Here is an 11934-nt window from a genome sequence, read left to right as displayed (position 1 = left end):
CGGGATCAGGACTGCTCGTCCGCGCCGAAGGCCGCCCGTACGAGGTCGTCGACGTTCATGTCGTCGACGGCGGGCTCCCCGCCCCCGGCCGGCCGCTCCGTGCCCCCGCCGTCCCCCTCGGCGAGCCTGAGGAGGTCCGCCAGGAGTCCGGCCTGCCGGAACCGGGCCATCGGGATCGCGTCCAGGGCCGCGCGGAACTCCTTCTCCTCGGCCTCGGCCGGGGAGAGTTCGCGGCTCTGGGGGAAGAGCCGCTCCCGCAGGTACTGGGCGGCCTCGGCGGGGGTGGGCCGGTCGAAGACGAGCGTCGCGGGCAGCCGCAGCCCGGTGGCCGCGCTCAGCCGGCCGCGCAGTTGGACGGCGGTCAGGGAGTCGAACCCCAGCTGAAGGAAGCCCCGGGTGTCCTGGACGGCGTCCGCCGATGCGAGCCCCAGCACCGAGGCCGCCTGCCGCCGTACGAGGTCCAGGACCGCCTTGTCCCGTTCCCCGGCGGAGAGCCCGGCCACCTGCTCGGCGAACGGCCGGTCCGGGCCCTTCGCCCGGTCCGGGCCCCGCCGTGCGGCCCGGACCAGGTTCCGCAGCACCGAAGGCACCGGCTCGGCCGGGTCACCCGCCGTCAGCGCCGCCGGGTTCAGCCGCACCGGCACCAGCAGCGCGTCCGGGCTCCCGAGGGCCGTGTCGAAGAGCGCCAGGCCCTCGTCGGTCGGCAGCCGCCCCACTCCGGACCGCGCCATCCGCCGCAGATCGGCCTCGGACAGACCGGCGGTGAGCCCGCTGCGCCGCTCCCACATGCCCCAGGCCAGGGAGACGCCGGGCAGGCCCGCCGCCCGCCTGCGCCCGGCGAGCGCGTCCAGGAAGGCGTTCGCCGCCGCGTATCCGCCCTGGCCCGCCGTGCCCAGCACCCCGGCGGCCGAGGAGAAGAGCACGAAGGCCGAGAGCGGTGCGCCGAGGGTCAGTTCGTGCAGATGCAGCGCGCCGTCCGCCTTGGGCCGCAGCACCGCGTCGATCCGCTCGGGGGTCAGCGAGGTGAGGACGCTGTCGTCCAGCACCCCGGCGGCGTGCACCACCGCCGTCAGCGGGTGCGCCGGGGGTACGGAGGCGAGCAGCGCCGCCAGGGCCTCCCGGTCGGCGACGTCGCAGGCGGCCACGGTGACCTGCGCTCCCCGCCCGGCGAGTTCGGCCGCCAGCTCGTCGGCGCCCGCCGCCGCCCGGCCGCTCCGGCTGGTGAGCAGCAGCCGGGTCACGCCGTGCCGGTCCACCAGATGGCGGGCGACCAGCGCGCCCAGTCCACTCGTACCGCCGGTGATCAGCACGGTGCCGTCCGGTGCGAACCGGGGCGGTCCTTCGGGGGCTTCGGCGGCCGGTGCCACACGGGCCAGCCTCGGCGCGGTCACCACTCCCCGGCGGAGGACGAGTTGAGGCTCGTCCGACGCCAGCGCCGCGGGCAGCGCGCGGTGCGATGCCGGGTCGTCGTCGGTGTCCAGCAGACCGAACTGGCCGGGGTGCTCCGACTGCGCCGACCGCAGCAGACCCCAGAGCGCGGCGTGCGCCAGATCGCGCGGGGCGTCGTCCTCGTCGAGGGCCATGGCGTGCCGGGTGACGAAGACCAGCCTCGACGCGGCGAACCGCGTCTCGGCGAGCCAGCTCCGGGCCAGCGCCAGCGCCCGGTGCGTCGCCGTCCGCGCGGAAGCGGCCTCGTCCGCGTCCCCCGCGTCCCCGGGCGGTCCGTCCGGGCACGGCACCAGCACAGCGCCGGGCGGCGGAGCCCCGGCCCCGACCGCGTCGGCGAGCGCCCGAAGGCTCTCGTGACGCTCGAAGCGCGCGCCGGCCGCCGTCAGCGCGGCCCCGAGACCGAGCGGGTCCGGTCCCAGCACGGCCCACTCCGCCGCGCCGGGGACGACGGCCCGGGAAAGGGCGACCCGTTCGCCGGAGACCCGGAAGAGGGAACGGCCGTGTCCGCCCCGGGCGTTCTCGATCCGGGCCGGTGAAACCGGCCGCACCAGCAGCGAGTCGACCGTGAGCACCGGAGCGCCGGACTCGTCGGTCGCCCGGATCGACACGGCGTCCGGGCCCGCGGGCGACAGCCGCACCCGCAGCGCGGAGACCCCTGCCGTGTGCAGGGAAAGGCCCCGCCAGGCGTACGGTAGCAGCGGTTCGGCGGGGTCCGCCACCAGCCCGCCCAGGACGATCGCGTGCAGCGCGGCGTCGAAGAGCGCCGGATGCACCCCGTACGGCCGGGCCTGCGCCGGGTCGGGGAGGGAGACCTCGGCGAAGACGTCCCGGCCGCGCCGTGCGACCGTGCGCAGCCCCTGGAACGCGGGCCCGTAGCCGAGCCCGGCGGCGGCCAGCGCCGCGTACCCGTGCTCCAGGTCCACCGGCTCGGCGTCCGCCGGGGGCCAGGGCTCCATCGGCCCGCCCGGCGCGGCGGCCTCGGCGTCGATCACGCCGACGGCGTGCCGGAGCCAGGGCAGGTCCCCGGGGGCGTCCTCCCGGCGGGAGTGCACCTCCACGGAGCGGCGGCCGTCATCGTCGGGTTCCCCGACCGTCACCCGCAGCTGGACGCCGTCCTCGTCGACTGCCAGCGGCTCCAGGAGGGTGAGTTCCTCAAGGGTGTCGCGGCCGGTCTCCCGGGCCGCGCGCAGCGCCAGTTCGGCGATCCCCGTGCCGGGGACGAGCACCGTGTCCAGCACGGTGTGGTCGGCCAGCCAGGGCTGGGCGCGGGTCGACAGCCGTCCCGTGAGGACGGCACCGGCCGTGCCGGGCAGGGTCACCACCGCACCGAGCAGCGGGTGGCCCCCCCGGCCCAGGCCGAAGGAGGTCGCGTCGCCCGAGCCGCCGGAGCGCTCCAGCCAGTACCGCTCGCCCCCGAAGGGATAGGTCGGCAGCTCGACCGGCCCGCCGTCGCCGTCCCCGAGGGCCGAGGACCACCGGACCGGCACACCGCCGGTGTGGAGTTCCGCCGCCGAGAGCAGAAAACGTCCGAGCCCTCCGTCCCCGCGGCGCAGCGAGCCCGCCGTGAGTCCGTGGGGGACGTTCGCGGCGTCCATGGTCTGCTGGATCGCCATGGTCAGCACCGGGTGCGGGCTGGCCTCGACGAAGACGTCGAAGCCCTGCTCCAGGAGGAGCCGGGTGACGCGCTCCAGATGGACGGTCTCCCGCAGATTGCGGTACCAGTAGCCGGCGTCCAGAGCGGTGGTGTCCAGCTCCGTGCCGGTGACCGTCGAGTAGAAGGGGATCCTCGACGCCCGGGGGGCGATGGACGCCAGCTCCCGCAGCAGCCGCTCGCGGACCTGTTCGACCTGCGGTGAGTGCGAGGCGTAGTCCACCGGGAGCGTCCTTGTCCGCACCCCGTCGCCCTCGCACCGCGCCACCAGCTCCGCCAGCGCCTCCCGGTCGCCGGAGACGACGGTGGAGGACGCGCCGTTCACCGAGGCGACGGAGATCCGGCCCGCCCAGCCGCTCACCAGCCCGGCCGCCGCCTCCTCGCCCAGCGCGACGGAGACCATGCCGCCCCCGCCCTTCAGCCCGGCGAGCGCCCTGCTGCGCAGCGCCACCGCCCGGGCCGCGTCGTCGAGGGTGAGCGCGCCGGCCACACAGGCGGCGGCGATCTCGCCCTGGCTGTGGCCCATGACCGCGCTCGGCCGGACCCCGAAGGACTGCCAGAGGGCGGCCAGGGACACCATGACGGAGAACAGCGCGGGCTGGACGACGTCCACCCGCTCCAGCGCCGGAGCGCCGGGCGCGCCCCGCAGCAGCTCCGTCAGGGACCAGTCCACATGGGGCGCGAGGGCGGCCTCGCACTCCCGGATCCGCGCGGCGAACACCTCGGACCCGTCCAGCAGGCCGGCGGCCATCCCCGGCCACTGCGAGCCCTGGCCGGAGAAGACGAACACGGTCCTGCCCCGGCCGCGCGCCTCGCCCCGGACGACCGAGTCCAGTTCCTCGCCCCGGGCCAGCGCGGCCACTCCGTCCAGCAGGCTCCGCCGCCCTTCGCCGACCACCACGGCGCGGTGGTCGAGCGCCGCGCGGCCGGTGGCCAGCGAGCGGCCGACGTCCCCCGGGTCGAAACCGGGGTCGTCGGCGAGGCGGGTCAGGAGCCGGCCGGCCTGGGCGCGCAGCGCCTCGGCGGTCTTCCCGGACAGGGACCAGGGCACGGCCGCCGGGGGCGCGGACTCCGGTGCCCCCGCCGGTTCCGTCCCCGGTGTCTTCGCCGGTGTCCTCGGTGTCTTCTCCGGCGCGGTCGGGGCCTGTTCGACGATCACATGGGCGTTGGTGCCGCTGATGCCGAAGGAGGAGACCGCGGCCCGGCGCGGCCGGCCGGTCTCGGGCCACGGCACGGTCTCGGTCAGCAGCGAGAGGCCGCTGGAGGACCACTCGACCTCCGGGGTGGGACGGTCGACGTGGAGCGTCCGGGGGAGCACCCCGTGGCGCATCGCCGCCACCATCTTGATGACGCCGGCCATCCCCGCCGCGGCCTGGGTGTGGCCGATGTTCGACTTCACCGAGCCCAGCCGCAGCGGCCGGTCCGTCTCCCGCCCGCGGCCGTATGTCGCCGCCAGGGCCTGCGCCTCGATGGGGTCGCCGAGCCGGGTGCCGGTGCCGTGCGCCTCCACGGCGTCGATGTCGTCGGCCGACAGCCGGGCGTCGGCGAGCGCCTGGCGGATCACCCGTTGCTGCGAGGGTCCGTTGGGGGCGGTCAGCCCGTTGCTGGCCCCGTCGGAGTTGATCGCGGAGCCCCGGACGACCGCCAGCACGGGATGGCCGTTGCGGCGCGCGTCGGAGAGCCGCTCCAGCAGCAGGACGCCGACGCCCTCGCCCCAGCCGGTGCCGTCGGCGGCGGCCGCGAACGGCTTGCAGCGGCCGTCCGGGGAGAGCCCGCGCTGCCGGCTGAACTCGATGAAGATGTCGGGGGTGGCCATGACGGCGGCGGCCCCTGCCACGGCGAGCGCGCACTCGTCCCGCCGCAGGGCCTGCACCGCCATGTGCAGTGCCACCAGCGACGAGGAGCAGGCGGTGTCGATGGTCACGGCGGGGCCCTCGACGCCGAGGGCGTAGGCGATGCGGCCGGACATGACGCTCGCCGTGCTGCCGGTCAGCAGATAGCCGCCCAGCTCGTCGGGGGCCTGCCGGGGGTCCGAGGGGTATCCCTGGGACGCGGCCCCGACGAACACCCCGACCGGGCTGCCCTTCATCGAGGTCGGGTCGATCCCGGCCCGCTCCAGCACCTCCCAGGAGGTCTCCAGCAGCAGCCGCTGCTGGGGGTCCATGGCGAGCGCCTCGCGCGGGCTGATCCCGAACAGCCCGGCGTCGAACCGGGCCGCGTCGTCGAGGAATCCGCCCACCTTCACATAGGTCGTCCCGGGCCGCTCCGGGTCCGGGTCGTACATGCCCTCGACGTCCCACCCCCGGTCGGACGGGAACGGGTCGACCACGTCCCGCTCGTCGGCGACGAGCCGCCACAGGTCCTCCGGGGTCGCGACGGAGCCGGGGTAGCGGCAGCTCATCGACACGATGGCGATCGGGTCGTCGTCGGCACCGGCCCCGGCCCCCGGCGCGGCGGGCGGGGCGGGGGCCGGGGACGGCTCCGTGCCCAGCAGCTCCTCGCCCAGCCGCCGGGCCAGCAGGGCGGGGGTCGGATGGTCGAAGAGCAGAGTGGACGGCAGCTGCGCGCCGGCCGCGCCGTTCAGCCGATTGCGCAGCTCCACGGCGGTCAGCGAGTCGAAGCCCATCTCCTTGAAGGCGAGTTCGGCGACGATCGCCGCGCTGTCGGCGTGGCCCAGCACCGCCGCCGCATGGCCGCGCACCAGGTCGAGAAGGGTCTGCTCGCGGGTCTCGGGGGCGGCTGCCGCCAGCCGGCTCCGCAGCGCCCGGGCCGCCGCCGGGCGGGCCCGCTCGCGGCCCGCCCGGCGCACCGGCCCGCCGGCGAGTCCCCGGAGCGGATACGGAATCTGGTCCGGAGGCGTCCGGCGCAGCGCCGAGCCGTTCACCTTGGCGGGGACGACGGCCGCCTCCCCGGTGGCGAGGGCGGCGTCGAGGAGGGCCAGACCCTCCTCGTCGGTCAGGGGTGTCAGACCGGTGCGGCCGAGCCGGGCCAGGTCCACCTCGCCCAGTCCGCCGAGCATGCTGCCGGAGTTCTCCCACGGTCCCCAGGCCAGGGACAGCCCGGGGAGCCCGGCCGCTCCTCGGCGGCTCGCCAGCGCGTCCAGAACGGTGTTGGCCGCGGCGTAGTTCGCCTGCCCCGCGCCGCCGAGCACCCCGGCCGTGGAGGAGAACAGGACGAACAGGGAGAGGTCCGCGTCGCGGGTCAGCTCGTCCAGGAGCAGCGCCGCGTCCGCCTTGGGACGGAGCACGGTGTCCAGCCGCCCGGGGGTGAGCGAGGACAGCACCCCGTCGTCCAGCACCCCGGCCGTGTGCACGACACCGGTCAGCGGATGCTTCGCCGGCACCGCGTCGAGCAGCCCGCTCAGCGCGGCCCGGTCGCTGACGTCGCAGGCCACGACGGTCACCTCGGCCCCGTGCCCGGCGAGTTCGGCGGCCAGCTCCTCCGCCCCGGGGGCCGCCGTCCCCCGGCGGCCCGCCAGGACCAGACGCCGTACGCCGTGCCGCCGCACCAGATGGCGGGCGACCGTGCCGCCGAGCGCACCGGTGCCGCCGGTGATCAGCACGGTGCCCTCCGGGTCGAGCGGGGCCGGCACGGTGAGCACCACCTTGCCGATGTGGCGTGCCCGGCTGATGAACCGGAAGGCGTCGGCCGCGTGGCGTACGTCCCAGACGGTCACCCGCGGCAGGCGCAGGACGCCTTCGGCGAACAGGCCGAGCACTTCGGCCAGCATCGCCCCGATGCGCTCCGCTCCGGCGTCGACGAGATCGAAGGCCCGATAGGACGCGCCGCCGTGGTCGGCCGCCACGGTGCGCGGATCGCGCACGTCGGTCTTGCCCATCTCCAGGAAGCGACCGCCCGGGGCCAGCAGCCGCAGCGAGGCGTCGACGAACTCGCCCGCCAGGGAGTCCAGGACCACGTCCATGCCCCGTCCGCCGAGGGTCCGGCGGAACTTCTCCTCGAACTCCAGCGTCCGGGAGGAGGCGATGTGCGCGTCGTCCAGTCCCATCGCCCGCAGCACGTCCCACTTCGACGGGTGGGCGGTCGCGTAGACCTCGGCCCCCAGATGCCGGGCCAGCTGTACGGCGGCCGTGCCGACGCCGCCGGTCCCGGCGTGCACCAGCACCGTTTCACCGGGCCGCAGCTCGGTGAGGCCGGTCAGCGCGTAGGCGGCGGTCAGGAACACGGCGGGCACGGCCGCCGCCTGGGCGAAGGACCAGCCGTCCGGGATCGCGGCGATCAGCCGCTCGTCGGTCACGGCCACCGGGCCGATACCGCCGAACACCATGCCGAGGACCCGGTCGCCGGGGACCACCGAGGTGACGCCGGGCCCCACCTCGGTGACGACGCCCGCGCCCTCCACGCCGAGCGGCCCGGCCTCTCCGGGGTACATGCCCAGGGCGTTCAGCACATCCCGGAAGTTCAGTCCGGCCGCCCGCACGGCCAGCCGCACCTGACCGGCCGCCAGCGGCTCGCCGGCCCCGGGGTGGGCGACCAGGGCGAGCCCCTCCAGGGTGCCGCCGTCCGTCACGCCCAGCCGCCACGGGCCTTTCGCCGGGACCGGCAGCGTACGGCCGGGGCGCGGCCGGGCCAGCCGGGGGACCGCCGGTTCGCCGTCGCGGATCGCCAGCTGCGGTTCGTCCGACGCGACGGCCTCGGCGAGCCGTTCGTACGACGTCCGCCGGCCGTCCAGGTCGACGAGGGCGAACCGGCCGGGGTTCTCCGACTGGGCGGTGCGCACCAGACCCCAGACCGCGCTGTGCGCCAGGTCGAGGACGTCCTCCGCGCCGACGGCCACGGCCCGCCGGGTCACCAGCACCAGCCGCCGCCCGGCGAACCGTTCGTCGGCCTGCCAGGAGTGCACGAGGGCGAGCGCCCGATGGGCGGCGGACCGCACGGCGTCGCCGTCGCCGCCCGCCCGCACGGCGTCCGTGTCCGGGCCGGTGTCCGTGTCCGGGTCTGCGTCCGGGCCGGACCAGCAGGGCACCAGCACCGTCTCGGGGACCGGCCCGCCCGCCGCGCCCGCCCGGGCGAGCGAGTCCAGATCGGGATGCACGCCGCCGGGCGCGCCGACGAGGTCCGCCAGCTCGCGCGCGCCGTGGCCCACGACGGCCCAGGACGGCTCCTCGCCCCCCGCCGCCGCCGGGGCCGGTGCCTCCCAGCCCACCTGGTACAGCCGGTCGCGGGCGGCGTCGCCCGTGCCGGGGGCCGCCGGGCGCAGCACCAGCGCGTCGGCCGACAGCACGGGTTCGCCCGTCTCGTCCGCGGCCAGCACGGACACGGTGTCCTCGCCCGTCGCCGCCAGCCGTACGCGCAGCACCGGCGCGCCGGCGGCGTGCCGGGTGACGCCGCGCCAGGCGAAGGGCAGCAGGGCCCGGTCCCACCCGGGCAGCACCACGTTCAGCGCCACCCCGTGCAGCGCCGAGTCCAGCAGCGCGGGGTGCACCCCGAACTCCCCGGCCCCGGCCCCGGCCTCGTCCTCGACCGAGGCCTCCACGAACAGCTCGCCGTCGCGCCGCCACGCGGCGCGCAGCCCCTGGAACAGGGGCCCGTACTCCAGGCCGGTCTCCGCGAGCAGCGGATAGAGACCGGACACGTCCACCGGCTCCGCGCCGTCCGGCGGCCAGACGGACAGCTCCGCCGCCCCGGCGCCGGCGGCCCGGGTCAGCGTTCCGGTGGCGTGCGCGGTCCACGGCTCGTCGTCCGCGCCGCCGTCCGGCCGGGAGTGCAGGCTCAGCGTCCGCATCCCGGACTCGTCCGGGCCGCCCACGCGCACCTGGACGGCGACCGTGCCCCGCTCGGGCAGGACGAGCGGGGCGAGGAAGGTCAGTTCCGCCACCCGGTCCAGGCCCGCGCGTTCACCCGCGTACAGCGCCAGTTCGAGCATCGCGGTGCCGGGGACCAGCACCCGGTCGAGTACGCGGTGGTCGGCGATCCAGCCGTGGGAGGCGGTCGAGAGCCGTCCGGTGAGCAGGAGTTCGCCGTCGGGCAGCGGGACCACCGCGCCGACCATCGGGTGACCGCCGGGGGCCTGCCTGGCCGGGGCCGCCGGGGCGGTCAGCCAGTGGCGGTCGCGGCGGAAGGGGTAGCAGGGCAGCTCCACCGGGTGGGTGCGGGACGGCCCGTGGAAGGCCCGCCAGTCGACGGCGACGCCCCGGGTGTGCAGCCGGGCCAGCGCGGCGGTGACGGTCAGCTCCTCGGCGCGGTCCCGCCGCAGGGCGGGGCCGGCGTCCGCGTCCGCCGTGCCGAGCACGTCGCGGGCCATGGCGGACAGCACTCCGTCGGGGCCCAGCTCCAGGAAGGTGCGGACGCCGCCGTCGGCCATGGCCCGCACCGCGTCCGCGAACCGCACGGTGCCCCGGGCGTGCCGTACCCAGTACTCCGGTGTCCGGATCTCCTCGGGGTCGATCTCCTCGCCGGTCAGGGTGGACACGATCGGGAGGTCGGGCGTGTGGAACGTCAGACCGGCGACGACCCGGCGGAACTCCGGCAGCATGGCGTCGACGAGCGGCGAGTGGAAGGCGTGGCTGACCACCAGGTCCCTGGTCCTGCGGCCCAGGGCGGCGAAGTGCGCGCCGATCTCGCGCACGGCCCCGGACTCGCCGGCGACCACCACCGAGTCCGGCCCGTTGACCGCCGCCAGACCGACCCGGTCCGCGCGCTCGGCCACCAGCGGGAGCACCTCCTCCTCGCTCGCCCGCAGGGAGGTCATCGCGCCGCCCGGGGGCAGCGCCTGCATCAGCCGGCCGCGCGCGGCCACCATCGTGGCGGCGTCGGTCAGCGACAGGACGCCCGCGACATGGGCGGCGGCCACCTCGCCGACCGAGTGGCCCGCCACGGAGTCCGGTCGGACGCCCCAGTGCGCGAACAGCCGGAAGAGCGCGACCTCCAGGGCGAACAGCGCGGGCTGGGTGTACTCGGTCCGGTCCAGCGGCCCACCGGCGCCGGTGTCCGCCTCTCCGCCGCTCGCGGCGTTCCCGGTGTGCCCGGTGTGCCCGGCTCCGAACATCACCTCGCGGAGCGGCCGGTCCAGCAGCGGGTCCAGCACGGCGCACACCGCGTCGAGGGCCTCGGCGAACACCGGAGAGCGCGCGTACAGCTCGCGGCCCATGCCCGGACGCTGACTGCCCTGGCCGGTGAAGAGGAGTCCGAGCCTGCCCCGTACCGCGATCCCGGTGGTCACCCCGGGATCGGGCCGGTCGTCGGCGAGCGCGGCCAGCCCCCGGGTCAGCTCCGGCAGGTCGTGCGCGACGACGGCCGCCCGGTGCGGGAGGGCGGCCCGGGTGGTGGCGAGCGCCCGGCCGACCTCCGCCGGAGCGAACGGGCCCCGGTCGGCCAGCCAGGCCAGCAGGTTGCGGGCCTGGTCGCGCAGGGCGTCCTCGCCGCGCGCGGAGAGCGTCCAGGACGCCGCCGGGGGCGGCGGGCCGTCGTCGGCCCCCGCCTCGTCGGGGACCTCCTCGGGAGCCTGCTCCAGGATCAGATGGGCGTTGGTGCCGCTGATGCCGAAGGACGACACCCCGGCGCGCCGGGGCCGCCCGGTGTCCGGCCAGTCGATCGCGCGGGTCAGCAGCTCCAGACGTCCGGCGTCCCAGTCCACGTGCGGTGTCGGCTCGTCGACGTGCAGGGTCCGCGGCAGCACGCCGTGCCCCATCGCCAGCACCATCTTGATGACGCCGACGACCCCGGCCGCCGCCTGGGTGTGCCCCAGGTTGGACTTGACCGAGCCCAGCCACAGGGGCTCGTCGCGGTCCTGCCCGTAGGCGGCCAGCAGCGCCTGCGCCTCGATCGGGTCGCCCAGGACGGTCGCGGTGCCGTGCGCCTCCACCGCGTCCACCTCGGCGGGGGAGAGCCGGGCGTCCGCGAGCGCCTGGCGGATCACCCGCTGCTGCGAGGGCCCGTTCGGCGCGGCCAGGCCGTTGCTCGCACCGTCCTGGTTGGTCGCGCTCCCGCGGACGACGGCGAGCACCCGGTGGCCGTTGCGCCGGGCGTCGGAGAGCCGCTCCAGGAGCACCATGCCGACGCCCTCGGCGAGGCCGGTGCCGTCCGCCGCCGCGGCGAAGGAGCGGCAGCGCCCGTCCGCCGAGAGCCCGCGCTGTCTGCTGAAGCCCTGCAACTGCGCGGGGGTGGTCATCACGGTGACGCCCCCGGCCAGGGCGAGCGTGCACTCGTCGCGGCGCAGCGCCTGACAGGCCGCGTGGATCGCGACCAGCGACGCCGAGCAGGCGGTGTCCACGGTGACCGCGGGACCTTCGAGGCCGAGGGTGTAGGCGAGCCGCCCGGAGAGCACGCTCGCCGCCGACGAGGTCAGGAAGTACCCCTCGTACTCCCCCAGATCGGCCGGGGGGACCCGGGTCGCGTAGTCCTGGAAGGCCGTCCCCACATAGACGCCGGTACGGCTTCCGTGCAGTGTCGTCGGATCGATCCCGGCCCGCTCCAGGGTCTCCCACGAGGTCTGGAGCAGCAGCCGCTGCTGCGGGTCCATCGCCACCGCCTCGCGCGGGCTGATCCCGAAGAACTCCGCGTCGAACCGCGCCGCGTCGGCGAGGAATCCGCCGTGCCGGGTGTAGACGCCGCCCGGGCGCTCCGGGTCCGGGTCGTAGAGCGCCTCCAGATCCCAGCCCCGGTCGGTCGGGAAGCCCGACACGGCGTCGCCGCCCGAGGCGAGGAGCTGCCACAGTTCCTCGGGGTCGCGCACGTCGCCCGGGAGATGGCAGCCCATGCCGACGACGGCGATCGGCTCGTGCCCGGCCCGGAGCAGCTCCTGGTTCTCCTGCCGCAGCCGCTCCGTCTCCTTCATTGACGCGCGCAGGGCATCGACGATCTTCTCCGGCGACGTG

The 11934-nt window shown here is 76.6% G+C and carries 1 protein-coding gene; it reads right to left on the bottom strand.

Going from position 1 to position 11934, the window contains the following annotated elements; genetic code table 11:
* Nucleotides 1–5 precede the first annotated feature (5 nt).
* Complete coding sequence (locus tag ABD371_RS01040; RefSeq protein WP_425575799.1) at nt 6–11906, bottom strand: SDR family NAD(P)-dependent oxidoreductase; 11901 nt, start codon at nt 11904–11906, stop codon at nt 6–8.
* Nucleotides 11907–11934 lie beyond the last annotated feature (28 nt).

The organism is Streptomyces amakusaensis (assembly GCF_039532665.1).
Taxonomy (GTDB): Bacteria; Actinomycetota; Actinomycetes; order Streptomycetales; family Streptomycetaceae; genus Streptomyces; species Streptomyces amakusaensis.
This window is presented reverse-complemented; position numbering and strand designations above follow the sequence as displayed.